22 protein-coding genes are annotated in these 26,959 nt (G+C 59.8%); all 22 read right to left on the bottom strand.

Features of this window, described 5'->3' with window-relative positions:
* Window positions 1-5 precede the first annotated feature (5 nt).
* The 22 genes from GOW98_RS12495 to GOW98_RS12390 all read right to left on the bottom strand — a co-directional run bounded on the left by GOW98_RS12495 (window position 6) and on the right by GOW98_RS12390 (window position 26,957).
* Window positions 6-2,195 (bottom strand): hypothetical protein, encoded by a 2,190-nt coding sequence (locus GOW98_RS12495; protein ID WP_170332444.1) that lies wholly within the window; start codon window positions 2,193-2,195, stop codon window positions 6-8.
* Window positions 2,192-5,227, bottom strand: coding sequence for a baseplate J/gp47 family protein (locus GOW98_RS12490; protein ID WP_170332443.1), 3,036 nt, complete (start codon window positions 5,225-5,227; stop codon window positions 2,192-2,194). The genes GOW98_RS12495 and GOW98_RS12490 overlap by 4 nt, the downstream gene beginning before the upstream one ends.
* On the bottom strand, window positions 5,224-7,776 hold the full coding sequence (locus tag GOW98_RS26285; RefSeq protein WP_217359549.1) for a putative baseplate assembly protein: 2,553 nt from the start codon (window positions 7,774-7,776) through the stop codon (window positions 5,224-5,226). The genes GOW98_RS12490 and GOW98_RS26285 overlap by 4 nt, the downstream gene beginning before the upstream one ends.
* Window positions 7,773-8,135 carry a GPW/gp25 family protein gene (locus GOW98_RS12480; protein WP_170332441.1) on the bottom strand — a complete coding sequence of 121 codons (363 nt, stop codon included), beginning with the start codon at window positions 8,133-8,135 and terminating at the stop codon, window positions 7,773-7,775. Before GOW98_RS12480 ends, GOW98_RS26285 begins: the two co-directional genes overlap by 4 nt.
* Before the next feature lie 5 nt (window positions 8,136-8,140).
* Window positions 8,141-8,461 carry a hypothetical protein gene (locus GOW98_RS12475; RefSeq protein WP_170332439.1) on the bottom strand — a complete coding sequence of 107 codons (321 nt, stop codon included), beginning with the start codon at window positions 8,459-8,461 and terminating at the stop codon, window positions 8,141-8,143.
* Between the two features lie 12 nt (window positions 8,462-8,473).
* The gene (locus GOW98_RS12470; protein ID WP_170332437.1) at window positions 8,474-8,983 is read right to left on the bottom strand and encodes a phage baseplate assembly protein V; all 510 of its coding nucleotides are present in this window, start codon (window positions 8,981-8,983) and stop codon (window positions 8,474-8,476) included.
* Window positions 8,980-10,110, bottom strand: coding sequence for a hypothetical protein (locus tag GOW98_RS12465; RefSeq protein WP_170332435.1), 1,131 nt, complete (start codon window positions 10,108-10,110; stop codon window positions 8,980-8,982). The genes GOW98_RS12470 and GOW98_RS12465 overlap by 4 nt, the downstream gene beginning before the upstream one ends.
* Before the next feature lie 16 nt (window positions 10,111-10,126).
* Window positions 10,127-10,489 (bottom strand): hypothetical protein, encoded by a 363-nt coding sequence (locus GOW98_RS12460; protein WP_217359548.1) that lies wholly within the window; start codon window positions 10,487-10,489, stop codon window positions 10,127-10,129.
* The gene (locus tag GOW98_RS12455; protein WP_170332433.1) at window positions 10,486-11,142 is read right to left on the bottom strand and encodes a hypothetical protein; all 657 of its coding nucleotides are present in this window, start codon (window positions 11,140-11,142) and stop codon (window positions 10,486-10,488) included. The genes GOW98_RS12460 and GOW98_RS12455 overlap by 4 nt, the downstream gene beginning before the upstream one ends.
* Window positions 11,139-13,496, bottom strand: coding sequence for an eCIS core domain-containing protein (locus GOW98_RS12450; protein WP_170332431.1), 2,358 nt, complete (start codon window positions 13,494-13,496; stop codon window positions 11,139-11,141). Before GOW98_RS12450 ends, GOW98_RS12455 begins: the two co-directional genes overlap by 4 nt.
* A 139-nt stretch (window positions 13,497-13,635) precedes the next feature.
* A complete protein-coding gene (locus GOW98_RS12445) occupies window positions 13,636-14,301 on the bottom strand; it encodes a hypothetical protein (RefSeq protein ID WP_170332429.1) in 666 nt (221 codons plus the stop codon).
* Window positions 14,298-14,531, bottom strand: a complete 234-nt coding sequence (locus tag GOW98_RS12440) for a hypothetical protein (RefSeq protein WP_170332427.1) — start codon at window positions 14,529-14,531, stop codon at window positions 14,298-14,300. The genes GOW98_RS12445 and GOW98_RS12440 overlap by 4 nt, the downstream gene beginning before the upstream one ends.
* The gene (locus tag GOW98_RS12435) at window positions 14,528-16,414 is read right to left on the bottom strand and encodes an ATP-binding protein (RefSeq protein WP_170332426.1); all 1,887 of its coding nucleotides are present in this window, start codon (window positions 16,412-16,414) and stop codon (window positions 14,528-14,530) included. Before GOW98_RS12435 ends, GOW98_RS12440 begins: the two co-directional genes overlap by 4 nt.
* Window positions 16,411-17,757, bottom strand: coding sequence for a DUF4255 domain-containing protein (locus GOW98_RS12430; protein ID WP_170332424.1), 1,347 nt, complete (start codon window positions 17,755-17,757; stop codon window positions 16,411-16,413). The genes GOW98_RS12435 and GOW98_RS12430 overlap by 4 nt, the downstream gene beginning before the upstream one ends.
* A gap of 742 nt (window positions 17,758-18,499) precedes the next feature.
* Window positions 18,500-19,180 (bottom strand): hypothetical protein, encoded by a 681-nt coding sequence (locus GOW98_RS12425; protein WP_170332422.1) that lies wholly within the window; start codon window positions 19,178-19,180, stop codon window positions 18,500-18,502.
* Between the two features lie 49 nt (window positions 19,181-19,229).
* Window positions 19,230-19,745 carry a phage tail protein gene (locus tag GOW98_RS12420; RefSeq protein ID WP_170332420.1) on the bottom strand — a complete coding sequence of 172 codons (516 nt, stop codon included), beginning with the start codon at window positions 19,743-19,745 and terminating at the stop codon, window positions 19,230-19,232.
* Window positions 19,746-19,772: 27 nt separating this feature from the next.
* Entirely contained in the window at window positions 19,773-22,061 is a 2,289-nt protein-coding gene (locus GOW98_RS12415) for a phage tail sheath family protein (protein ID WP_217359547.1), read from the bottom strand.
* Window positions 22,062-22,588: 527 nt separating this feature from the next.
* On the bottom strand, window positions 22,589-23,491 hold the full coding sequence (locus tag GOW98_RS12410) for an FAD:protein FMN transferase (RefSeq protein ID WP_170332418.1): 903 nt from the start codon (window positions 23,489-23,491) through the stop codon (window positions 22,589-22,591).
* A complete protein-coding gene (locus tag GOW98_RS12405; protein ID WP_170332416.1) occupies window positions 23,488-24,003 on the bottom strand; it encodes a nitrous oxide reductase accessory protein NosL in 516 nt (171 codons plus the stop codon). Before GOW98_RS12405 ends, GOW98_RS12410 begins: the two co-directional genes overlap by 4 nt.
* Window positions 24,000-24,821 carry an ABC transporter permease gene (locus tag GOW98_RS12400; RefSeq protein WP_170332414.1) on the bottom strand — a complete coding sequence of 274 codons (822 nt, stop codon included), beginning with the start codon at window positions 24,819-24,821 and terminating at the stop codon, window positions 24,000-24,002. Before GOW98_RS12400 ends, GOW98_RS12405 begins: the two co-directional genes overlap by 4 nt.
* Complete coding sequence (locus GOW98_RS12395) at window positions 24,818-25,711, bottom strand: ABC transporter ATP-binding protein (RefSeq protein WP_170332412.1); 894 nt, start codon at window positions 25,709-25,711, stop codon at window positions 24,818-24,820. The genes GOW98_RS12400 and GOW98_RS12395 overlap by 4 nt, the downstream gene beginning before the upstream one ends.
* The gene (locus GOW98_RS12390; RefSeq protein ID WP_170332410.1) at window positions 25,701-26,957 is read right to left on the bottom strand and encodes a nitrous oxide reductase family maturation protein NosD; all 1,257 of its coding nucleotides are present in this window, start codon (window positions 26,955-26,957) and stop codon (window positions 25,701-25,703) included. Before GOW98_RS12390 ends, GOW98_RS12395 begins: the two co-directional genes overlap by 11 nt.
* Between the last annotated feature and the right edge of the window lie 2 nt (window positions 26,958-26,959).

Genomic DNA, 26,959 nt, shown 5'->3' with positions numbered 1-26,959 from the left:
CCTCCTTACGTTTCGTAAAACAGGCCCGCTTCGAGCCCGAAGCGCAGGTATTCCGGCAAGCGGATGCGCAGATTGGTTTCGCGTTGAGGCGCGTGCAGGTGATGCCACACGCCCATTTCACCACCATCCTCGGCGCCGTGTCGAATTTCGATCGGTGCGGCTTCGCGCAGTTGACCATAAGCCGGATGGGCCGACGTGATGGCAGTGAACGAAGGCACCAGCCAAGTGGCAATGCGTTCGGATATCTCGGCGCTTAGTACGCTGCTAAGTGGGGCACCGCTGGCTTCTTCAGCAGCCTCAATCGCAGCATCGATGGCGAGTTGCGGTTGGCAGCGATAGCGGCGTGGCACGATTGAGCCAAGCGGAACAAAGCTAAAGCGGATGCAACCCTCTTGTCGGTGCAGGACCTGAACCGGAACAGTATCGTCGGCATCGCCTGCGCGTAGGATCGAGTTTGACACCAACGGCATAACTCTCACGAAGATGTGCCCAAATACCGTCGTGCCAGCCATACTGAGGCTGCCTGCAGGGGCTCCGCCGCTGCCCGAGATGGCGAAGCCATTCAAACTATCAAACGGGTCGGCCGCCGCCGCATCAATAAAGCTGTCTGTGATATCGACCGTGGTCGTATCGCCCAGGACCATTGGGCCGCTAATACAGGCAGTCACGTCCAACTCAGTCCCGACGGTGGTGATCTCAATACTCGCGGCACCCGGAGATACCGTACCACCGCTGGCGGTGTAGCTGTGACCGGGGATCAACGTCAGATGTCGCAGCCGGACGTCAGACAGCGACTCGCCGTCGCCGTTCGGTGCGATAACCAACGGCCCGCCATCCAGCACCAGTCCGTTCAGTTCGATCCGCGAATCCGAGCCGCCGCGCAGGGTCACTTGGTCGCCACGCAGGATCGGTCGGCGACCATCCTGAGCCCGCAGGATGATCTCGGCGTCGGCTTCAACTTCAATTGTGAAAGAGTTGGGCAAATCCAAGACTGCATTGCTGTCGATCTCGACGATGCCGCCTTGGCTGGGCAAATTGTTGAGCGCTTGCACCAATTCAGTTGCGTCCCCGGTGACCACCACCGGATCATCGCCGGGGCGCAGCACCACCTCGCGAGAGCGATCGTATTCACCGCCGCCAATCCGGCCGGGGAAGCCACGATGCCAGGTGGCCAGAATGGGCTCGGCCTGATCCTCGGGGAAGCTGAGACGGCCCAATTCGGGATCTACACGGATCAGCGGCTCAGCGCCGCTCGGATGCGGCGTGTGGTTCCAACCCAGACCGTCATCAGAAAGATCGCAGGCAATGATGTCGGTCAATGGGATCGGGTCATCGCCCTGCCAAAGCACAAAGCCGCGGTTCGGTCCGTACCACAGGGCTGGATCGGCATCGAGCATTCGTCGCGTGATCGGCAACGGCATATGTTCGGGTCGTGCCAGCGTGGTGATTGCGTCTTGCGGTAACGGAAACTGGAACAGTTGGCGCGGCGCGCCCAGCGGATCGAAAAGAAACCGGCGGGCATCGCCAGCTTCAGCCGGGCGCAGGGCAACGCGGCTGACGGACAGCGGTAACAACCGATACAGGTGCAATCCAATATTGGGCAGATGGTGGCGCCCGCCGATGCTCTTGCGGCCAGGATTGCGCTCGATTGACCGTACATCGACAGACCGGGTGACTGGGTCAAACGCGGTGCCGAGCTGTTCCATACGCGCAGGGTCGCGCAAGTTCGCGGTGACATGGTGATCAGGCCGTGCAGGTAAATGTTCGGCAATTCCGCGCGGCGACAAACGGATATGGTTCATGTGCTGACACGCCGCAACGAGTTGGAAATACTCGACAACCTTGGCGGGCCAGCCAGTCACGTCGGCGGCAAGCTGTTCCAGAACCGCAGGCGTGCCTTTTCTCCGGCGGTAGGGGATGGTGTTGGCGGCCTCTGCGCGAGTGCCAGCCGCAGCGCCGCCGACGTTGTGTAAGGCGCGATAGCCGATCGTGCCACCGATATAGGGCACTGCCCAAGGCGCGCAGGTTTCGATAAAGGCGTTGTCGAGCAGTTGCTCGATGTTTTCCTCAAGCACTGCGCCTTCTCGCGCCAACAATGCGACGAAGGCCTGCAATGGCCCGCCCATTTCAGCATCACGCACCCGGGTATGCGCCGGCAACAAGGCGTACAGAGCTTCAGGTGTGATCCGGTTCATGGCATCACCTCCAACCAGTCAAAAGGCTCGGTTGACAAAGTCAGGATTTCCGCAGGGAGCAAGCCAAGATCTGGGGCTTTGCGCCCGGGCAAGGCGACCAATCGATCATGCACCTTCTTCTGCGTTTGGTGGCCGGTGTCGCGGTAAAGCCGGTCAATGTCGACGGCGCGCACGCCTGTAACTTTGTGGGCCGAGGCTGCAATCTCGCTTAACGTCAACTCCTGCGCGAAATCGCGGGCTTCAAAGGCAAAGTCATCGCGCAGTTGCGCCTGTACATGGGCAAGAATGGTGTCCGTGTCATGGGCAGGTTCAACCGAGACCTTGAGCGCGACCCGGAAGTAGGTTGGCGCATAGGCGATTAGGTCGAACCCAACCAGCGGATCGCCAAATTCGCGATATGCCCCGAGCAGCGCTTCAAAGGTCGCGCCATCAGTGGGAAGTACAATTCCGTCGTCACCGGCAACGGTCACAACAACGCGGCGATTAACACCGTTCCAAACCCAACGGCTTTCTGCCTTGGCGATACCGGGAAAGCCCAGTGCAAAGTCACGGTAATCCGTGATCGACACGACCCGGCCCAAAGTCAGTGTGTAAAGCGGTACGTTGCGCCGCGCATCCTCGGCAGCTTCGGGATCGGCGCCTCCTGTGGCGGGCAGCGGGTTAAAGGCCTCGCGCAGGCCCAGTGGCCGGTCCAGTGGCATCGCCAGTTGCCCAGCACGAAGATTGCCCGCGCGCCCCAGCCCCCGCGAGAATTGCGCGACGATGTTGTCCTGACCAGGTGATGGTCGGGCGCCGGACACGCCATCGCCAAATTCCACGATGGTTTGGCCGTCATCGGTCAATACTGTTCGAAAAACCTGTGCCTCGGCGCCGCGATCATAAATATCCGGCATCTCCTGCCACTCAACACCGTCGACACGCACGCTCAGCGTGCTGTCTACACCGGTCGAGGTCGATGCCAAACGATGGGTAACTGGTGCCTGACCCAATACGAATTTCTGGAACGGCACTGCCGGGTCGCCTGCGCCAAGAATTTCAGTCGCAGCCTCTCCGTGCGCGGCCTTGGCCACGTTGCCATGAATTGCCAACGCGGCGCGGTCATGGACGTGGGTCAATGCCGCATTGAACACTAGACGAGAGCGTAGCGGACTGACGTCCTCAACCCGCTGAAGAAGGGCGATTTCCGCCACCACCGGGTCGTCCTCATAGGCCGGGACCGTCAAGAAAGCACCGGGAAGCGTTGATACAGTGCCGGTGAAACCATCGGCGTCCTGCAGCGTCCACTGCAACAAGACCGGCAGACCGCCGCCGCTGTCCTCGGCCTCTGGGTTGGCCAGATCACCAAATTCACCGAATGAGCCGGGACCGCCTCCTCCTCCGCCGCTGACATTGGCAAAATTGCCGCCACCGCCCGGACCAATGCCGCCCCCGACTCCGTCTGTGTTGGCGGTAAAAATCTCGCCAAGCTCTGCCAAAATGATGACGAGGAAGAAGGCATTAATTATGAAAGGGATTTCCTGCACGGAAATGACCATCAGTTCATAGCCAGCGGGTATCTGGCGAAGCTCGTCGCTGTCACTGGTCAAGGTGACGGTGCCTGTCGTCAGCCGTACCCGTGCACGTGGCCCGCGCAGGGCCAGGCGGTGGCCCTCGGACATATCCTCAACGCGACGGTCGAGCAAAATCTCGGTACCTGTGACGAAGGTTGGGATGGCGCGTTCAGCAAAGCCCAGCGTTTCACTTGCGCCCCAAACCGAGGTGCTGCGGTAAAAACCCTTGAAGTCCTGACCGCCATTTGGGGCATCCGGTTCAATCGCGGTTGCCTTGCCCGAGATAGCATAGGCCGTCAGACCATCATCCCAGGCATTGAGGATACGGAACGGCGCGACCATGCCTTGCCGCGCACTCAGCACTACCCATCCACCTGACACAAAACTTGGATAAATCGCATCGAGAAGGAACATGCCGTTAAATATGTCGGGCTCTGAAAGCGCGTTGTAATAGGGCATGGCGAAATCCCAGTCACCGATCTGTACAGCCAGATCAGCAGGCTCGCCTGCAGGCACGTCGTCGGTTGCCGCTTCGACGAGCCGGAAAGACTCGCCGTCGGTCACCGCTTCGACGAGCCCGAAATTCTCTAACTGATCTTCGGAGAAAACTCTGGGATCCGGCGCATTGTGCCCAAACAATGAGGCGCGCTCACGCAGTACCAGCAATTGCAGACCCTCGGGCTCGATCCCGCTGAGTGCCGTGTCCCATTCGATACGGGTACGGGCCCCGTCCGCCTCCGCCTCGGCAGATAACAGGCGCCGCACGTTCCAATCAGACGCGGTGTGGTCGTCCTGCCGCCCGATGCCGACAAACAGCAGGACATCGCCCTTCGCCAGAGGCGGAGTACCTTGCACCCAAGCGACGCGATCGCCGTCGCCCGGGATCACCAATTCCGTCTGACGCGGGCGCAATCTGTTCCAAGCGACGCGCGCTTCAAGCTCTTCGATTGTCTCGAACACTTGCGCTGTCTCGCCCGGGCCCGGCTGACTTTGAATACGCGTGCCCTTTGGAACAGTTAACGTCGCCACATCTGGTTCAGCCCCGGGCGGATCGTCCATCAGCAGGATCATGTCGGTTTCTGCCGCCGCACCGGGATGCAGGCGATAACCCACCAGCCGGGCCAATTCCCCTATAGAAAATCGCTCGGTTGCGGTGCCTATATAAGATTCGTTGATCAGGCGTTCTTGATAAAAGCCAAGCACCTCCAGCGCTGAAGCCCACGCGTCGATCAGCGCAATGGAAAAGTCGGAATCGTCTCGCGTACCCAGACCTGCAAGTGGTAGCGCCGTGCTAGAAGACAGTCCTGCCAGCATTGCCGCCTTGTGCCGTGCATGGTCGCCAGACCGGAACACGATCTGTGGAAGGTTCGGGCGGTTGCTGATCTGCAGCGGAGTCAAAGGCCGTATGCCGCCACAACAACCGCAAGTATCAAAGGGCAAGCCAGGATCACGATGAGCGATGCGGAGCGGAAGATCGTTCATTTCCCGCCTCCCATGGTGATTTCCAGTGCGCCGCGCTCCGGGAAGTTGCGGTCATTTTCAAGCTGTGCGATTTCCAGCCGACCGAATGTCAGAACGCCATCCCGCAATCCTATCCTGCTGTTTTGCTCGCCACGACGACGGAACCGGGTCGCCTTGACGGAAGCGACGCCCGGCACCGCCATAACTCGGGCATAAAGTGCAGACAGATACACCGGATCAGCAAAGGTGAAGTTGTCGGGGTGGAAGAACCCTGTGCGCCCATTCGGCAGTCGCGCGGCAGACAGTTCTATTAACACTGCGCGCCGCACTTCACTGGCGAAGTGGTCTGATTCAGCGCATATGAACAGACCGATCTCCAATGCAATGGGGATGGGCCCGTCAATCTCCAGATCATAGCCGGCCATGCGATAGCCATCGAGGAACGTGATCAGCGATGCCTCAAATTCCGGCGTCACGGCACGGCCCCCAAACCGGTCAACGGTGACGAATACCGTGTGGCCGTGTCCGTTCCAGCGAAAGGTCGCAGCAGCGCGTTGCACATCGGGAAACCGACGCGCAATAGCGGCGTAGTCCGAGGGGGTTACTGCGCGTTCCTGTCGACGATAGGCATAGGGCGCAGCCTGTCGCACCTCCTCCATGCTTTCCGGTGCGCGGCCCCCGACCGCGGGCAGTGGATTGCGCACCCAACGAATTGCTGCACCGGTCAGAGCATGGGCCAGCGCGTCGTGGCCTATGTTTCCAACCGGACCATTGCCGATGCGATAGCTGGCGCGAAAAGGGACACCCGAATTGGGCCGCCGCCCGTTGCCGTCATCGCCAAAGCGAAGGGCTGAACTGCCATCGCTGTGGACTTCAAGTACCGCGTGCCGCGCCTCGGGTGGGGAAGAGATCAAATCAGGTCGAAGCTGCCAGTGGTCCGGGCTGGCCAGATCGCCGCCTTGCAATGTGAGCCAAGGCAAGCGGATTGTGTTGGGCGCGTGAAGCTTGGCATAGGCTGAGGCGAAAACCGCTGCAACGTTCGGGCTGGCCGGATTTGGAGGGCGCGCGGCGCTTTGCGTTACAGGTCCCTCATCCATTCGTGGGCGAAAACGGGGTGGAACTGGCTCTGGCTCGGGATGTTGGCAGGGGTCACAGTCTTCACACGCGCTGGGCACAAAATAAAGGTGTGGTTCTGGTACCTCGCCCAAGGGTTCATCCAAAATGGTGGCCCCGTGATCGGCAAGGATAATATTGCCCAAAGCGCGACTGATCCCGCGTTCAACGCCTCCGCCCTGCGACGCATCCAATCGAGCAGACAGGCAAATCGGGAAGGGCAGCGCATCTTCTTCGGCCCAGCGGATCTCGGTAATCGCTTCGTTAGTCAGGTCATCGGTTAGATCGGCCTGGACTTTAGTCAGCATGACCGCGTGGCGCTTGCCAGGATCAGCATCAGCTTCGGAGCCGGTCAGCGGGCCCAGAACCTCCTCGAAGATCAGAACCTGTCCCTCTTCAAGGCTTTCAATGTTGCCCCGCAGCGTGGCCCGGGTCGCACCCTTGGGCAGACAGCATTCGTCGTTGCCCCAATCGAAAAAGCCCATCTCGGTCTGATCATCTTGGATGTCTCGCGTTTCAAGCGCTTCAAATACAAGCGGACCGAAAGCCAACGCTCGCGCCTGTTCGATCGGATCGGAAATTCCGGCATCGAATTCGCCAGTTCGCGTAATAAACCGGGTGCCCGCCGCAATGCTGGTAGAACCGTTCTCTGTCGGTGCGACTTGAACGAATACTCTGGCCGACGCGCCGTCATGCATGGCGTAGTCGACAAGTCGGGCATGGCGCCGGACCGAGGGCCGCTGCCGCGCAGTAGCCAGGTAACTTTCGGTGGCTGCCGCGTCCTGTGCATAGGACAAACGGTCGGCGGCATAGGCCAACATCTCGACGATGGTTACCCCAAGATCTGCTGGGTTGCGTTCCCGCCAATCGGGCAGCAATTGCCGCATTCGGGCCAGCATCATGCGCCTGAAGCTTTGGTAATCCTTGGCGAGGTAACTCAGCGGCGGCGGTGGCGGCAGGTCATCATCGCAATGACAAACCGGCGCGCAGTCAAAGTCGGTTGGGCACTCAACCTTGAAGGAAAAGTCAATCATCGACAGCACGCGGTCAACTCCGGCGGGCGGTTCAAATTCTGCCCCGACCAGCCGGAGCCTATAGGTGGAAAAATCTCCGGAAGACGACGTGCGTAGTACCAGCACCTGTTCAGGTTGCGGCATTGCCAAAAGGAACGTGGCAAGGTCGCCCTCGGTTGCGGGGACATCGGGCGCGTCGGCGCGCGTCACCCATTCAACCGTGATGCCGGTGATGCGCTCGCCACCGTCTATGGCGATTTCCTCGGGCTCCAACACTGGCGCATCGGTCAAGAAGCGAACCAAAATCGTACGTTGACGCGGTGTTGAGAGCGGTGCTTCGAGGTCCAGCACTTCGACAAAGTCGATGCCGTTGATGTCCATCCCGTCGTCAATGGCCTGCAATACAAGTTCTCGTCTTCTGGGGTCGCAGCAATGATAGATCACGGTGCCTCTCCCAATGTCAGGTCAACCCGGTCCGTGACACCTGTGCGCAGCAAGCGGTAGATAACGGTGATCTTCAGCACAGAGTCCTCGGCATTGGCGACTACGTCTTCGACGAGGATCCGTTGACCCAAATAGGTCTGTAGCGCGCCGCGTATCATAAAGCCTGCCGTTGCAGCGGCTTCGGCGCTGGCCGCGGCGAAGACGAGCTGGTTTACCCCGCCGCCAAAGTCGGGTCGGTTCACCCGCTCACCCGGGTTGGTGAGCAAAAGCTGTTCAATCAGGTTGCGAATGTGCTTGGCCTCAGTGGCCTCTGCCGTCCGGTCGCGGCCGTCGAAATGATATGGAAAATCGATTAGCATCGCGCTCAGCTTCCAATCACACGGGTCTGCGCCTGAATCGGGATAAGCGGGGTACCCGTTGGCGCGCAAGTGGTGACAGAGGTTTGCAGCGCCACCGGCACACCCGAAGCAAAAACCCGGGCCGCCGCCACTACAACAGTGCCCGTGACGCAAGGGCCATTGCCGCCCGGCGGCACGAACCCGCACCCTGCCACGGTAAATACTGACGCCTGCGTCACTGCAGGTTTGCCCGACAAAAGCACCCTTGTGTCCACTGGTACCGGCGTCGCCTTGCCGCCATGGCTGCAGGTGACGATCGATCCGAGGTCAAGGATAGGTCCGGGCATGTTTCGTTCCTCTTAGATTACGGTCAAGGCTCCGTTGTTTACTGTGACTGTCGGGCCGATCATCGTGATTGACGCTCCTCGGCCGTTTTGGATGTAGATGCCTGTGTCGTTGACGATGATCGACGCGCCGGTTGCGGATTTTAGTACAATGCCGCCGGTCGGGCCGGGAAGGTCGGTCACGGTAAGCCCGTTTTGCAGAGTGGTCTGCATTGTCATGGCAGAAACACCAGGCGGTGTAAGTTGATGCAAAGCGGGTAGTTCTGCGGCAGATCCGTAGTAGCATCCTGTCCAGATCGGATAGTCGGGATCGCCACGCTCAAATTCCACCCAAACACCGGCGCCGATTGGCGGAACCCCGAGGTTGCCAGTTTGAATGCCCGCAACCGGAAAGCAAGGCATCGCCCAACTGGACAATGCAACGCCAGAGACATCTGGCACCATGACCTGAATTCGCCCTGTCAGCATTGGGTCGACATTGTTCACGACCGTAGCGCGGTATTTTCCATAATATGTCTCTGTCATGCCGGTACCGTCGCTTGTGTGGGCAAAAGCCCGCCGCGTTTCAGTGACAGCGTCTGTTTGTAGCTGCCGCGTTCCAATTGGTGGCGCACGCTGCTGACGTAGTGCAGTCCATCATACGCTCGAGATGCCCCGCGCACACCAATGACTGACCGCGCCCGAACGATGCGGCCATAACGTGTAACGTCGATCTGAGCTGTGCCAGTGACCGGGTCGCTTTTGCGGGCCGCGTGGGCAAATCCCCGGGCGAGCGCCTCGAACGGATTCAGCCGTGCTGTGTCTTTCAGCCGGACAACTTTTGGCGGCAGCGGCGGGATTGCCCCCATCGGTTTGTGAAACGGGATCGCGCCGGGGATCGGAATCGGGACGGTTGCCTTGGTGAACGGCTCTTGAATGTATACGACCGGTAATTCAACGGCGTCCTTGTTGAAACTGAACGACACAGATTCAGCGTTGGTCGGCACACCGCTTTCTATGGTAATCGCTGGTTGCGGTGCGCCAAAGCGCAATTCAGGCCCCCAATAAGCAATGCTGGTTGCAGGCGCCGGTCCGGGTTTTAGGAAAAAGGTATAGCCCGCTTCATCGGCCAGCGTCCGAATATAGTCGAGGTCGTTTCCCTTTTGCCGCGGGATCCGGTCCGTCGGAAGGGGTGGCCCTTCGAGCGACGGTATGACTTGTGGAATGATGCCGAGCCACGCGTATTTCGCCAGTATTAGTGCAACGCGAGCCTCGGGCGGCATGGCTGGGTAGGGGATACCCGCAAGATCGAAATGCGCCATAGGTGCCGTGAGGTCGGTGCCACGCACAGTGAGTGTCGCCGGTTCAGAGCCAGAACCGGGTGAAAGATCGGACGACGTGACAACGCCATTGATCAGCGGAATGGCCTGGCCACTGACCGTCGCCACCAGTGCCACGCGCAGAATAGGCAACGGTTCGATCGCCCCACTAAGCAAAAAGGCGGTTACAAGTGGAGAATCCCGATCCACCGCAAAAGAGAGATCAAAACCGGACGGCGTTTGCCCGGAATTCTCTTCGATGGTCACCGACTGTAGTGCTTCGATCACGCCTGCAGGTGCAGGCACCGGCACGCCGGGACCGAACAGCAGGGTCAGATCGATGCCTTTGATCATTTTGGTTCCACCTCGCTCATTGATCGGGCTCTGTTCCCGGCACACCCGCTGGCAGCGTCAGGCGCAGTTCTCGCCCGACCTCCTCCAAATCCTCAGGCCACAGCACGCCGTTGCCGTCGCAAAGCTGCCAAAACGCTTCTGGGTCACCGATCTCTTGTGCTGCGATATGGTCCAGCCGCTCGGCGTCTTTGACTTGACGGAAAGCGCGGGTATCAAAGGCCTCGGGTGGCGGAACAATGCGGCGGCGCAAATACGCGACCTTGCGACCGTCGGGCAACACGGCTTCGACCCGTGAAATGCCGTGATATCGACTTTGGGGCGGGAAATCGGTGAGTTCGATGACACCCGCCTCGAACATCGCCTGAATCGGATTTGTCATGGCAGCCCTCCTAGTCCAAGCCCGCTGAGGTCCCCGCCAGAGTAGCGGCTGCTAAAGCTTTCCTTCGAGCGCAGATAGGCCATGAACAGCCCGGCTCCGCGATGCGCGAAACCTAGATCGTCAACTGACAGAACGCGCAGCGACAAGCTTACTTTGGCGCGGATCGGGTTCAGAGCGGGGTCAAAGAATTCCTCAGTGATCGACAACTGTGTCAGCCGGACCGGAGCAACGCGGTTGGGCGACCAGACGAACAAGGCTAGCAGGGTTTCCGCTGGCGTGATCTCAAAACTGCCCGAGGCGGCTTGCGCGTTCTGCCGTTCCAGCTGCGCCGTGGTCGGATGCAGCATGGTCTCGAGTGCCGACAGAACCGGGAATAGCCCCAGCTCGGTGGCTTCCGGGTTGTTGTCCGGGAATTCCAGCTGGTCTGTGGCGTCAAGTTCCGCTTCGACGGTGATGGTTTCGACGGCTGGACCTGTAAGGCGCAGCGGCTGCGAGCGGTCCGGCTCATCCGCGATGGCTTGCGCTTCCAGCGATCGCGACAGCGTCTCGGCGGCGTATTGCAGCGTAATGATCCGTTCAACCTGTCCGCTGTCAGGAGAGATCAGCACAAGACCGGCGCGGGTCAGCTTGGGAGAGCGGGGAGAGGTCGTCATAACGAAAGGATTCCATTCTTTCTCGAGAATGCGACCACCAAGTCCACGGCACGCCCTGCAATCGGGTTCGGTGCAGTACTTTGGTAGGTGGCGTCGACCCGGGTGTCGATGTTAGCGCCTTCCAGTATAAGCCGTACTTGCGCTGGAAGACTGAGGTTTTTGTAGGCGCTGTGCAGCGGCACTTTGACAAAAAACTTCGCAGACTTTTTGCTCTTACGTCGGCGGTAGATAACCATTTGGCTATCATCACCACCGTGGAACGTTTCGATGTAAACTTCATTCAGGGCTTTTGCTGCATCAGCGATCGCTTGAGATTGCGTAGACCGTGCATTGCCCGATAGCGTTGACGCCTTGGCAAGTCCGAAACTCGACTGCAGAATCGATATGATCTCCTGAGTGGAATCCGTCCAATTGTTTGCTGGTCCGCCAAACTCTTCCCCGGCACGACCAAGGCTTGTAAAGGTCTCGTGCATCACTGCGCTGGCAAAGTTATAGGCGTTTTTGATCTTGGCGCTATCCAATACCGGGCGGACGGTCAGATGCTTCAATTGTTCGGTATTTCTGGGCGTGCGTAGCTGAAGCTGGTGAAAACCGTACTTTCCAAGGTCCCGTTCCAGTTTGGATTGTTCGTCTGCCTCGCTATCGAATGTGTTGCCGCTTTCCTCCATATCGAGGACAAACATCACGTAACTGTCTGGGTTAATCAGCGCGAATGCGCTGTCGGGCGGTGCGCTTGGTCGTTTGCGCCCAAGATGCTCGAAAAAATCATCATGCATGTATACATCGATCTCTTTACCCTTGATGGCGTCGTGCATCGATTCATGGATAAGAAAGCTCGCGAGTCGCGTTTGTGCGACCAGAATTTCGTTCTGTCCGACTTCCCCTTGCATGCCAGCCGCCTCTCGCCGGAACCTGTTCGGTGCAGTGTCGGCAAACGCGTCGTTTATTGTGTTGGTCCCGTTGGCGGTACTGCCCGATTGCTGGCCGCCACCGATTGCAGAATTCGGGCCAGAAGGGCCGGTTGCGCTTGTCGCGCCGCTCTGCGTCCCCTGTTGGTTGGGAGGTTGATCGGGTACGGCGCTGGTACTGCCTGGTTCTCTACCCTCGGCCCGATCCTTTTCGTCGGATTCTTCTGTTAGTTGTTCTTCTATGCGCGTGACACGCTGTTTTTCCGTCTCGGCTTTGTTAATGCCGAATTGGATAAATGTCTGTATGCTGGAGCTTTTCGTGCAGACGTATATCCGGCCATCTCTGTGATAACCGGCGGCATTTTGGGCACTTCCGCAAGGAGAGTTTGGCAGCCCGTTGTCGCAGATGATGTGATTTTTTGAAAGGTCCTGCTTGGCCAAAAACGCTTCCGCCGCTTGCAGAGTCGCAAGCGCCTTGTCAAAATTGTTCGCTTCGCCTCGGCGTACACCGAGATTGTTCTTGAGCACTCGATCTAGTTTTCGGTCCCGAGAATCACGCCGCTTTGATTTCAATCTCGATTTTCGACGGGACATGGCCTCCAGAGTTCGCCCCAAAGCGGCAACTGCACGATTCTTCGCCAACGAAAGCGCCGCTTGGGTATCAACGTCACATGTCGGTTTCAGAGTTTTGCTGGCGGCTTTGTTCGTATTTTGGCCTCCTTTGGCGCTACTTCCCTTTGCTGTTCCCCCGGCGGTTGCCTTTCTTTGCATCTTGCGAATGCGCCCGCCCCCCTGCTGCACCGTATGCACCAGCTCATGCGCCATCAGCCGCCGTCCTTCGGTCGAGGTGAAATCGCGCGTGCCGGGGGCAAAGGCGATATGGTTTTTCAACGTGTATGCACGCGCGTTGATGCCGCGGGCGGCAGCTCCGGCCCGGGCATTGTCATGGAGGCGTACTCTGGACAAATCATGACCCAGACGAGGTTCGAAATACCCGCGTTCTGTGGTGGAAAGTGGCGCACCTCCGCTTGAGATTGCCGCTGCGGCCTGCGTCACTGCTGTGTTTGTCGGGCTGCCACCCGTCGACTTCAACTGAAGTTCGTCTTCTTCTTCCTCCATACGCTGCAGCCCGGCGGGTTTTGTTTGCAACTCGTCCTCTTCCTCAGTCATACGCTGCAGTCCCGGGCTCGTCATGCCAACCGGAGCGGTAGAACCCGTGGAAACGACCCGATCCGCGATACGATCCGCCTCTTGCTCATAGCGGTCGCCCGGTTGGTTCACCGTCAGTTTCGGCTGCACGCCAAGACGCGTCTTAGCGGCACAGGCAGGGCACTGATCCTCTACGCCTTTTGCTGATCCGCAGTCGCAGCTTCTTTGAAGCGTTGATGTTGTTCCCGCCAAATATGTGTCTGCGGCGTGGTCTGAAATTGAGGCTACACGGCTCATAATGCACACCATTTTATCGGGTCGATATGCAAACCTTGGCGCGCTACTAACCGCTGGCAAAACGCAAGCAGGGTAACGCAGAATTCATGCCAGAAATGTGTGATTTGTCCTCTCATAACACGCCTTAAGCCACATAAAGTCAACTTGAAAACCATAACTTCGTCCCCAAGATCACGACGCCCGGACCAGTGTTAGGGGCCGGGCCAGTTTTTGGCCCGAACGGTCGGGCGTTTTTGAACCCCGCGTCGGAAAATGCCTTAACAGTCCCGTCGAATTTCGAGACGTCTTGGATCCAAACATTCAGTTGTAATATCCCATCCTTTGCCATCACCTTGTAAGCGCCGTCGGCCACCTTTTTCCAATCGACGGTGTGACCCGGGAGCCGATTTGAGAAAATGGATTTGGCCGAGCTGGGCTCGAAGAAACCGCGCGCGGCACGGGTCAGTGGTTGCCCGCCGCGTGAGACCGCCGCCGCAGCTTGTGTCACCGCCGAATTGGTCAGGTGAGTGCTAAGCGTTTTCATCTGCAACTCTCCTTCCTTGGTCATCCGCTGCAGTGTCGCTCGTGACATGCGCACGGGACCGGGAGGTACCCACGAGGCGAAGCGATCCGCCTCTTGCTCAAAACGGTCGCTGGGCTGGTTCTCCGTCAGCTTCGGTTTCACCTTAAGACGCGTTTTGGCGGCGCAGACAGGACACTGATCCTCGAAACCTTTTGCGGTGTCGCAGGAACAAGCGCGTTGTGGCAACGTCGCGGCTTGGGTCCACGCGACCGCTTGCATTGGACTGATTGCCGACTGTTTCATCGCCTAATCCCCCGCAGCGTCGCTTTGGCGATCTGTTCTGTGGCGCTACCTGTACCGCGGTCTGTTCGGACGGTTGCTGAAGAGGGTGCACCAGCAGCACCGATCATTCCGTCTTGCGCCAACCGCGCCCGCACCTCTGCCGTCAAGGCCTTGGTCAAAGCCGTCCGATCAAGCGAAGGGTCATCCGTTACGATCCGGTCAATTGTCAGAGTGATGCGGCGCTGGCTCATCGAAACACCTCCGCCTCGGTTGCGGTAAACGGTTTCTCCAGCTTGGCATATTCTCGTCGCGCCGCGCGCAACAGATGCTCAGGGCGCACCGGTGCATCCTGTGCTGCTGCGAGGAAGGTGGCATTGAGCGCGATTGAGCGGATGCTTCCCCCCGCGATCGTTAGCCGTGCCAAGCGCTGGGGGTCGATGCCATCTAACGGGGTCTCTTTTGGAAAGATCTGCGCCCAGATTTCGGCCCGTGCCGCTGAATCGGGGAAGGGAAACACCACCACCTGGCGCAAGCGGCGAAGGAACGCCCGGTCTACCGCATCGCGCTGGTTTGTCGTCAGGATGGCGAGACCGCGATACGCTTCCATCCGTTGCAGCAAATAGCTCACCTCGACATTGGCGTAGCGGTCGTGACTGTCTTTCACCTCAGAGCGCTTACCAAACAGAGCATCCGCCTCGTCAAACAGCAGGATTGCACCTCCTGCCTCAGCGGCCTCGAAGATGCGCGAAAGGTTCTTCTCGGTTTCTCCTATGTACTTGCTGACCACTCTGCTCAGATCGATTTGATACAGATCGAGCGCCAATTCTCCTGCTATGACCTCGGCCGCCAAAGTCTTGCCTGTACCCGACAGGCCGACAAACAGCGCCGCGGTGCCCAAGCCGCGGTCGCCCTTCTTCGTCCAGCCCCAATCGGACAACACGCGCCATGAATTGCGTTGATGTGCGGCAAGGTCTTGCAGTGCGGCGCGGGTCACTGCAGGGACCACAAGGTCGTCCCAGCCAACGCGCGAAGTGATACGTTCGGCGAGCCCGTCGAGCGGCCCGCGCGAGCGGCGGCGTGCCGCTTGCCACAATGCGGCGTCTATGCGTTCCGGATCGCTGCCATTAATCTCAGCGGCGACGCTGCGAATGGCTTGCGGTGATAACGCGAATTGCGTGGCGAGGTGATCGAGTGTGACGCTAGCGGCCTCAGCTCCAAGAGACTCCTGCCATCCTTTCCGCCGGTCGCCCCGATCCGGTTTGCGCAGGCGGACACGCAAGGCAGGTTCGCGATCAGGTAAGCTGGCCTCAGGTGCGGAAACTGCGACCGCGCTTAACATCTGTTCTATCAAAGCTGGCAGATTGCGGCTCTGGGCTAAGCCTGCTTCGGCTTCGATTATCAGAAGTGCTCTCGACAGCGCCAATTCACGGTCGAGGTAGATCGCGGTTGCGTAGCGTTCGGTCCAGGCAATCGGCAGATCGGCGGCGTCCAGGCGCAGTACCTGAGCGCCTGCCAGAGCTGCCGCGTGCCGAATTAAATTGCACCGCCCCTCGGCATCTCCGCCCTCGACCAGTATGACAGGAGGCGGGCCATCAGCGGTTAGCGCAGTGGCCAGCCGTGCGGCCTCAGCTTCGTGCGTCAAAGGTATTGTCTCGGCGCCCAGTAATGGGCGTATCAATCCCTCAAGTCGTATATCCAGACCGGGGCGGTACAACACGTAGTCCAGCACGCGTGTGTCGATGCGAAGCACCCTTTCGTACAAGGGACCGTTGCCTACAACCTCAATCATTCTCCAGCGCCGCAGCGGGGCAGAGTCGGCAAGCGCTGCCCGCACCCCAGGCCCGATCAGCCGCTCGGCAAGTCCGATGCTCAGGCCGTTTGCGGCTCCCAGACGCAGCATCGATGGGGCGGACTTAGGTTCGGTTTCGCAAGACGTTACACAAAGAACCAGCGCGGTAGAGACGGGGTCGAGCCCAAAAATGTCCGACAGATCGACAAGGCTGGGGGCCGCCGCGAGATCCAGATCCGGCAACGATGCGTCGCTGCTCAGCGCCTCTAGACGGGCAACAACGCTTTGGGTGGCAGCGCCGATAGACGCGACCTGATCCAGGGGAGGACGCGGATCGCGGGTCATGTCACGGTCACAGTCTGCAGCACGGGCGGTGTTGCGCTGCGATCAATCGCCGGGCTGTCGACGCCATCCACTCGCAGCCGAACTACCAAATCTGCACCGACACCCGGACCGTCAAACGTGGCATCAACCTGATCGGTCACAGCGACCGCATTTGGCAAAACCCGCATTTCGGTGCCGGCTAAAATCGCGATCTCTTGCCCAATGCGAATTGGCGGTGAAACATCCACCGTCACCTCTGTACCACCCACACCTGCCACTGCGGTCGCGCTGATCGCTGGCGCCAGTGCAAGCGGTAGACGATTGGTCACCGCGGTGCGCTGGGCGTTATCCGTCACGGTTACGCTGATCTCATAGGCGCCACTGCGCCAAGAAGCCGGGTCTTGAGGCGTGCCTGCCAAAGCGCTGCCGCCAGGCAGGGCCGTCGGCCCAGGCAGTTGTACCAACAACCTGTCCGGTCTTGCGGGGGCCTCGGGTACAAGGCGCAGTTCCGTGTCGTTTCCTGCCTCGCGAAACAGCGCCTGTGCGTCACCGCTATCCAAGCCAGTGCCGGTCAGAATGACACGCCCACCAAGCCGCATAACAGGATGCGCGTCTTCAGACTCAACCGAAAGCAGCGATGGTATATTTGACGCCAGACTCGGCTCGACACTCACACCTGGGTCGCGTCCCGTTTCCGGATCGCGCAAGCCGCCACGGGTTAAAACCGGTAAGGTCGGGCGGACCGGCAAGGCGCGCTCGATCAACACCACCGACACGTCATAGGCAACTGTTGTACGATAACTCGCCTGCAACGCCGTCCACATCTTGGACATGTCGTCCATCGACAAAGTGACGGGCGTGATCTTCAACAACTCAATTTGATCGGCAAGTTCTGCAGGCGACAGCGGCCTGGTTCCGAAATCAGGCAAACCGCCCCCCAGACCCGTCAAGTCCGCAGCGGACAAAGAGGTTCGGATTGTCTCGCGCGGGACGATCTGCATTTCGTGAAACAACTGCATCGCATACCCAAGCAGCACTTCGGCATGCAATTCCTCTCTTGCGACCGAGGTCAGGATGTAGTGCAGGTCCAGCGCCAAGGTTGGGCGCATTCGCAAGTGACCATCGCCCGTCCGCGTAGGCAGATCGGCATTGCGGAGCGCTGCATTTGGAGTAACACGATGCAGAAACAGATTCAGATGCGGTGTTTGGGTGTCAGGCGTGTCAGATACGATGCGGTCGGGTGGCTGCGCCGTCACAATGAAGTCAGTGCCCAAGACTTGTTCAACATTGCCAAAGACAAGGGCGTCATTAAGCATATCCTTCAGGATGCGTGTGACACCAGCGATGGCAAGAACATTGCTCATCCGCCGCGATCCTTCAAATAATCGGACAGAGGCGGACTTGCGCTGGCACGTTTTGGTGACTTCTGGCGCTGGGGTCGGGCTGCGGGTTGCGCTGGTGCAGTGCGGACCTCCAAACGTCCGATATGGATGTGAATGTCCGGCTCGGCAGAAGCTTGCGTTGATTGCGCAACAAGCTTGGCGGGCTCTGATGCCGAGGGAAGGAACGGGCGTGTTTCGCGCCGGTGTGGTTCTTCCGTTGACGTGTGCCGCAACTGAACCTCCCGGATGGACGCCGCTGGCTCGGGCGGTGCTGCTGGCTTGGCAGACAATGCCCTATCGGGTTCGATTGGGGCTGGAATGGGCACCTTTTCTTCAGCGTCTGATGGTTGCTTCTGCACTGACAGATACGGGCGGGGCAAACGCTGTGTTTCCTCCGAAACAGGCGGTTTCACGTGTCCGCGGACCTCGGGCGGGGCTTTGTCTGGCGCCACCGCGTGTTTTTCAGTCACGGGCATAAGTTGTTGTGGTGCCGCCGTGGTATCAGTCTCGTGCTGTCCCTGTTGGCGCGGTAAGGGCGCAGGCGGACTGAGTGGTTGCCCTGTTTTCCGAGGCGATGCGGCAACCTGCTCCGTCTCTATCTCGTTCACCATCGCTGGCTGTGGTGCGGTTTCGTGAGTTGGTTCGAACAGGCTGGGTGCGCGTGGACGCAATCTGCTTTGCACCTCACCCAAGGCTCGGTTCACCAGTCGATTGAGCGGCCCACTCATGACGCTCTCGCCAATTCTAGATAGGTTTGCCGCCGCTCAGGTCCCATGGAAAGAACGGCCTCTTCTGACCAAGAGAATGCAAGTGCCAGATCAGCGACGTCGCGCATTACGCGGCGTGCTGCGATTTCAAGCTCGAACCAGAAAAAACTGGGGATGTCTAATGCCTCGGACCAGTGCGCACCGCACTCGGCGCAGGTTAGTCCCAGCGAAATCTCCGCCGCGTTTACTCGCGCGTCGATCCAAGCCGCCAGCGCCTCTTTGGCAGCTTCGGGCAGGTTGTCCGATCCCAAAAGTCTGCCTTGCAGCGCCGCTGCTGGGTCCGTCGCGTTTGTAACAGCGTCCAGATCGCGGCTTGTTACATCGCGAAGCGCAACGCCCTCCAGCGCTTTGGGCGCCTCTGGTGTTGGCAGATGTAGCATCTGGTCTAGATCAGCCGCAGGCAACTGCAGTTCCAACTGTGCGTCACAATCCGGACAATCGGTAACCAGCCCCAACGACGAGCGAAAAGTCTCTCGGTACAAAGCCAGCAGCGCCCGGTCCCGCTCGGCCAAGGGCATATCCGCGACCTCGGGCCAGCCGCAGCGCTCCAGCACCAGCATCGCGCGCTGATAGGGATAGCGCCGTTGTCCAGCCTCCCACAAATCCAAGACCGCTTTGGCGTCCATTTGGCTTTTCATCTGGCACCCATTTCGTCACCGTGTCACGCCGGGCCCGTTGTGTCGGCTGTTACCCGAACTCGGGTTCCTGCGGTTCCTGCACGTCCGTGTCGCGCAGCCAGCCCTCGTTCTCGAGCTTGATCGATTGGATCGCCACCGCATTGGCATTCGCGTCCAATTCCGGCAGCGCCTGATACTCCGAGACCCAGCAACGAAACACGCGGTAGGCAATCGCAAGCTGTCCGGCCTCGTTGTACATCTCGATCGTGATGTCGCGGCGGAAATTGGCCAGCGACACTTCGGCTCCCAAGCCGGCCTCGACATTCCAAACCCTGTTGGCCCAGGCTTCGAATTCCAGATCATGGGTGACACCGCGTTCCAGCATGATGGCTTCATAGCTTGACCGCCCAGGCGATTTGCGGCTGGTCGAACTGTCACCTCCGACCCTGTGTTCCACGACCTCGGTGGTGCGTTTAAGGGCGCCGACCTTGCTGATCCCGGCGACGAAACGACCATCCCAGCGCACGCGGAACTTGAAGTTTTTATAAGGATCGAAACGGGATGGGTTAACGTTGAATTCAGGCATGGCGGTCTCCTTTCCGCAGCACTGGCGTTAGGACTGGCTTTGACCGGCCAGCTGTTGGATTTGGATGACGACGAACTCCGCAGGCTTCAGCGGAGCAAATCCGACATAGATATTGACGATACCCAGATCGATGTCGGCCTGCGTTGTCGTAGAGCTGTCGCACCGCACCAAATAGGCCTCCTGCGGGGTAGATCCCTGCAGCGCGCCTTGCCGGAACAATTGCTGCATAAAGCTGCCGACGCTTAGTCGGATTTGTGACCACAACGGTTCGTCATTCGGCTCAAACACCACAAATTGTGTGCCGCGATACAGGCTCTCTTCGATGTAAAGGGCTAGTCGGCGGACCGGAACATATTTCCATTCGCTGGCAAAGACGTCGGCACCGACCAAGGTTCGCGACCCCCAACTTACCGTGCCATAAACCGGGAAGGTGCGCAGGCAATTGACGCCCAGCGGGTTTAGCACTCCGTTTTCCGGGTCGGTCATGCGATAGTCCAGCGCTTGCACGCCTCGAAGTCGCGCGTCGATCCCTGCCGGGGCTTTCCAGACGCCCCGCTCGGAATCGGTGCGCGCCCACAATCCGGCAATAACGCCCGAATTGGGGAATGGTCGCAGCCGCCCTCCCTGTACCGGGTCGCCCATCATCAAACGCGGGAAATATATTGCTGAGTTGCGATGTTTCAGCCCCGAATTGGCGGCATTATTCACCCAGTCGCGGGCGTCTTCGATGTCGCGGACATTCTCATCAAGATCAATCAGGATCATCGAGCGCCGCTCTTCTGCGTAGGTGACGGCAGCGGTGAGAATATCGATCTGAGAAATATCGGGCAGGTTCAGGATATTGAACAAATCCGCGTCCTCAAGCGCGAAAATTCCGGTCTTGTTATCCTGGTCACCCAGATACAGGTCGAGACCAGTGACCGTGTTTGGATCAGGCTCTGTCCCGTCGGCACCGGCGTTTACCGCCGATTGTGCCGCAACGAGCGGGGGCGTTCCCATGCGGTAGGTGGCAAGGTTCGTAGTTGCGATGCTCTGGTCTATTCCAAGTGGCGTAGCTGCGTCGCTTCCCGCAATTCCGACAACGCGAAGGCGCATAGTCGGGGTGTCTGGGCTCGCTCTTAATGTGATGCGATCGTCAGACACCGTAGCCGTGGCGGCGCGAAACGCTGGATGATCCGTCGCGCGCAGTTCGGCCTGCAGCATTGCCGCTGCGCCTGACAACGATGCCGGAGCTTCCGGGAACGCATAGTCGCCTGTCTGAGCGACCACTGTATCTGACGCATCCAGCACATCGACGCGAAGTTGCAGGTTGGCGTCGAAACCTGGCCCATCGAAATCGGGGCGTCTTTCTCCGACCGTTCCGGTTGGCATTGGACGTGTGTCGGCAAAAATGTCAGCTTCACGTGCGCCGCTGCCCACTGTGAGACGCAGTGCTGCAGTGCCGCTGTTGATCGAAGCGGGCACGAACCGGATGGATGTGTTGGTCGCGTTTTGCGCGAGAGTTCCCTCGAGCCGACCATTATTCTCGACCATCGTGAAATCGTTGTTGCCCATGATCGTGCGAATTTCTTCCTGAATATCGCCTGCCGCAGTGGCGACGTCAGCAAGCGGGGCGCCTGGATCAAAGAGGTTGAATTCTTCCACCGGACCGCCATTGATCTGCACTCCGATGCGGCGCTGATTGTCCTGTAACCCGCTGACGACGCTGTCGTCGATGGCACCACTGATCACGGTTGCTGTGCCAGTCGTTGCGGCAATATCGTTTGCGATCTCAACCATCCGGGACGCATCATTGACTGCGTCAAACGCATAATTGCTCGAGTCCGGATTCATCGACAAGTTGCGATGAACCTCCGAACGGGCCACTACCAACTGGCCGCCGACTTCGCGCATCTCGTTGACCGTCAGGTTAAAGGTCGAGTCCGGATTCGACGTGTCGTAATCCACCAACAATTGCAGGTTGTTGCCCCAGGCGCCCTCACTGGCGGCCTGAATCTCCAGCGTCGGGTCTGTGCCCGGACTGTCCATTGTTACTGAGGCCGCAGTCGCATCCTCAGCTACACGAACGATCCAGGCGGTCGCGCCGCCATTCAAGAAGAAATGGTTGACCGCGTAGCTCAGTGCGCTCGACGGGTGCAATTCTCCGAAGGTTCGTTCGAAGTCGGCAAAGCTGAAAATCTGCGTCGCTTCATCTGTCGGGCCGCGCCGACTATAGCCGACAAAGGCTGCGACAGAGGTTGGCACACCCGCAATGGCCCGTGAACCGCCAGGAACCTCATCGATGTAGACACCGGGATAGGAAACCGAAACAGGCATTTTCGTCGCTCCTTCAGCTTAGGCCTTGAGGCGGTTTAAGCCCGTATGCGCCAAAGGTGGACGATCAGAATGCGCTGAATAATGCGCCTCGTCGCAGTGGCAAACCGGTAAATACGACGGAGTTAAAGTCTCAAAGCAGGTAACAAGTCTTAACTGCATCAAGTGTCCGCGAGCCTCAGATTCGTGTCAAGGTGCTCAGCCGACTTGTGGCATGTGTTGGCCTAGTCGCATTCGCGCGACATGAGTTTGGCCTCGCATTTGTCCCACAAGAGGGAAACAAACCCAGCATTCTGTCATCAAAAAAAGCGGAGTTTTTGCACCAGACATTGCACTCTCTGGCATCCGGTCACCGGGCAAGCAGTGTGGAAGCCCAAAAAGCCCCCATCGTCTCGGCCAGAACCAATTCTGTAGTGGCCGCGAAAGTAACGGCTTGTACGTTAAGTTGTTGGGTAAACCGATACTACGGTTCTGGCGTTTTGGTGTGTCTTAACATAGCCTAACCAGATGGGAAAAACGCGTCCTTCTGACTAGAGACGCATTTCCACCCGGACTTCGGGGAATGCCGCAGTGACAGCGCCAATTCTTTTCTCCGGTAAGGCGCACAAAGCCGTGGACAGCCCATCGGCGATGGCCGCGCTGGGGGCTGAGACCGAGACGACATGCGCTGGACGTGGGTCGCCTGCAGGGTTCAGGATGTGCCCCTGTTCACCTGTCAGCATGAGGCTGCGTGCGTCCGATGTTGCGACCGCGCGGTCCCGCAGTTCGATGGACTTGTGAACGTTTCCTCCGCGCCCAGCCAATCCGACCTGCCACGCTTGCCCGTCTGCGCGTTGGCCCAGAGCGGCGATTTCTCCCATGTTCACCAGCACGTCCCGCAAGCCATGCGCGGTCAGAAGCGCGCTGATGCGATCGGTGATTGCGCCCTGCGCGATGCCGTTCAGGGTCAGCGCAGACACACCGGGTTGGGGCAGGTGGATCACGTCCGTCCGAACAGTCACGCGAGCCCATCCGACAGAGCGCCGGGCCGCGTCGATTTCCTCTGGGTTCGCACCAGTTGCAATAGCGGACCAAAGCGGTTGAATCGAAGGATCGAAGGCCCCGTCTGAGGCTTCATGTATCGCAGTGCACAGGCTGAGAATGTTCAGCAGTTCGGGCGCGGGGCCGGACAGGTGGCCGTCGCGGTTCAGGCGGCTGAGTTCGGATTGGGGGCGGTACAGGCTGAAGATGTTTTCCAGCCGGTCCATCTCGGCCTCAGCTGCGGCGATGATCGGCGCGGCCTGGGCGTCGGTCAGCCCCTCCAGCCGCAAACTGGCCTCGGCCCCCAGCGCAACCCCGCGCCAATGGGCCGCCGGGGCGGGCTTCGCACCGGCTGGAAAGGTGGCGCAGGCGGCAGACATGGTCAGGAACCGACGGCGGGAGAGGGGGGTCATGCGGGGGTCTCCAGTTTCAGGTCCAGATCGACGGGGCCAAGAACCTCGGCCGCGGGAATGTCGGACAGCGGCATCTGCGCGCCGCCATATTGGGTGATAAAGACATCGGCAGCAGTGGGGTCGGCGAAGGGCACAACTTCGGGCGCGCCCATGCCGCCGGCAACGTTGGAGCCGACCACAAAGGTGGCTCCATCCGCCGCGATCCAGTTGGAAATGCCCGGCTGCCGCCAGTTTGGGGCAGCACCCATGTCACTGACGTAAACGGCGGTGATTTCGGCATCGCGTTCGGGGCTTTTGAGATAGGCCACCATGTCGCGCACTTGCGCAAAAAACAGCGGCGCGGGATACCCTTCCAGATGAATCTGCCCCTTTGGCCCGCCATGTTCGGCGATGTTCATCTGACAGAAAAAGCTGAGCGCTTCCGGGGTCAGATCAACCGGGTCGGGGGCTTCGGCCACTTCTTCCTTGCAGGCGGTCAGAGCGATCAGGGCGATCAGGGCAAGACGTTTCATGGCTCGACCCTCCGGAACGCAAGGCGGGCGAGGGCAAAGCCCAATACCGGCCAGATCAGCAGCGAGGTGGGCGCGGCCCAGACGGGCAGGGCTTGCGCGGCTCCGGTCATGCCGGATGCCATGGCGACACCTTCGGTTGCGGCGATGTTCCACAGACGAAATGCGTCGGCCGGGTTGGCTACCATCACCCATGGAAAGACGGATTGGGTGAAGGTGCCGCCCTTGTCCATGACGACGGCTCCCAACAAGCCCAGATCATAGAGGACGACAAAAACCAGCCAGAGCCCGGCCGACAGGCCTGCCGCCGCCGTAGCGCCCCGTGCCAGGGCGGACAGCAGGTAACCCAGCGCCAGAAACACGGCGCCCAACAGGATGGACGTGAGAATGAGGCGGACCAGAGCCATCAGGCTTTCCGGCCCGGCACCGCCGAAAAAGGCGGCGACTGCACCTGCGGTGCCGAAGCCGACTGTCATGGCGAAAGCCAGCGCGGCCAGGTGGGCGGTGAACTTGCCCAGCAGGATTTCTCCGCGCCCGGCGGGGTAGGACAGCAGCAGTGAAAGGCTGCCCCGGTCGACGTCTCCGGCGATGGCGTCGAAGGAGATCATCAGCGCCAGCAAAGGCGCGAGATAGACCGACAGGGTGGTCATCGAGGCGACCGAGACGGTCAGCATGTCGACGCCCAGTGTGCCAGTCGGTGCACTACCTGCGAAGGTCAGCGCCAGCGCGAACAGCACCATGATCAGCGTGGCGACCAGCAGCCAGCGGTTGCGGCGCAGGATCAGCATTTCGGTGCGGGTAATGGCGAGGAAGCGGGTCATTGCATCTCCTCCTGAGCGTAGTGGCGATAAAGGTCTTCCAGCTTGGGCGGGGTCATCTCAACATCCGCCACGGCATCGCCCAACCCGGCGATGCGGCGCAGGGCCTCCATCTTGTCATCGGGGGCGCAGAGCAGTTCCACAGAAGCACCGTTGATCCGATTGCCACCCAGTTCGGCGGCCAGCGCATCGGGGTTGGCACTAGCGCGGACTTTCAGGCGGATTGGCAGACCGGCCAGCGCGGACAGGTTGCTCAGTGTGTCATCAGCCACCATCCGCCCCTTGCGCATGATTGCGATGCGGTCGGTGCGGGCCTCGACCTCGGTCAGGGCGTGCGAGGCGATCAGGACGGCGGTGCCCTGTGCAGCCAGCTCATCGATGATGGCGTAGAGATCTTGCCGGGAAATCGGGTCCAACCCGCTGGTCGGTTCGTCCAGCAGCGCCACTTTCGGCTGGCCCAGCAGAACCTGTGCCAGACCCAGACGTTGCCGCATCCCCTTGGAATAGGCTCCGATCCGGCGGTCCAGAGCGTCGCTCAGGCCGACGCGGTCCAGCAAGCCGGGCACGTCGGCTTTGGTCCCGGACAGCTTTGCAAACAGGGTCAGTTGCTCGCGCCCGGTCAGGGCTGGATGGAACGAAACCGCTTCAGGCAGATAGGCCGTATTCCGTCGTGCCTGCGCTGTTCCGGGGGTGGTGTCACCAATCCGAATGGTTCCGCCCTGGATTGGCGTCAGGCCGAGGATGGATTTGATCAGGGTCGACTTGCCCGCACCGTTATGGCCCAGCAGCGCCACGCGCTGACCGGGGGCAAGAGACAGGGTGATATCGTCAAGAACGCGAATCTTTCCACGGTCTTTGCTGACATGATCGATAGTCAGGGCCTTATCCGTCATGAGGCACCTTTTTCATTGCTTGGGGTTCAGGGGCTTGCATCAATGGGTTGCTGTCCATCACACCGCCCGGCAGCAGCGCCGGGAAGGCCGATTGCGACCAGCGCACCAGTTGCACGGCTGGGGAGCCGAGCAGAAGTTTGGCGGAGGGTTGGGTCCACAGCACATGGTCCATACTGTCATTGGGGCGATAGGGGGCGTCGGCCACGCCGTTGCCATCCACATCGTAAGCGGCAAAATCGGACCAGTAATTGCCGCGCCCGTCTTCGGACCACTCGACCCATTTGGTCGAGACGTATTTCACCTGCGTCCGATTGCCGACAAAGGCATTGCCGACGATCCGGTTACGCTCGGAGCCTGCCGTAAAGTGGATGCCGATGCCGCATCCCTGGAACCAGTTGTCGGTGAAGTCGTTCTTGTTGGAATTATAAAGGAAGGTGCATTTTTCCCTGGCACCTTTCACCACGTTGCCGGAGATGACGCTCTTGTTGGCGTAGTTCAGCATCACGCCATGTTCCCGGTCACCGATCGAGACATTGTCGGTCACGGCCACATTGGTCGAGAACATCACCGCATAGCCCAGATCGTTGCCGATCGAGATATTGTCGCTGACCACCGAGTCATCGGCATACATGTAATGCACCGCAAAGCGCAGGTCGCGGAACAGGTTGCCGGTGAAGGTGTTCTTTTTTGACGAGTTCACAAAGATCCCGTCGCGGCCAAATCGGATGTCGTTGCCTTCGACAACTGCACCAGGCGCGTTCCAGACATAGACGCCATTGCCGCGGTCATTCATCCGGCGGTCCTGCCGCCCTTCGATCCGGTTGCCACGCACGATGCTGTCCTTGGCGCCGTGAATGTCGATGCCATAGAGATTGCCCAGCAGCACGTTATCTTCGACCACCGGCGCTTTGGCCGTTTTGGTCAGTTGGATACCACTGTCGATCCCGTCATGGCTTGAGCCCGAACCGATCACGGTTAAGCCGCGCACGGTCACGCCGGGCCCTGTCACGGTGATGACACTGCCTGCGCCTTGACCGTCGATGGTGGCCTGTCCCAGCCCGTCGATGGTGACGGGCCGGTCCAGAACCAGCTGTTCGTTATAGGTGCCGGGGCTCAGGCGGAGGGTGTCCCCATCCGCCGCCTGCGCCAGAATTTCAGTGATGGCCCCCGCCCGATTGGGCACGTCCCAGTCCGCCGCCCAAAGGGGCGAGCCAAGCAGGAGCGGTATGAGCAGGGGCCAACGCATGG

The organism is Ruegeria arenilitoris, assembly GCF_013032445.1.
Classification (GTDB): Bacteria; Pseudomonadota; Alphaproteobacteria; order Rhodobacterales; family Rhodobacteraceae; genus Ruegeria; species Ruegeria arenilitoris_F.
This window is presented reverse-complemented; position numbering and strand designations above follow the sequence as displayed.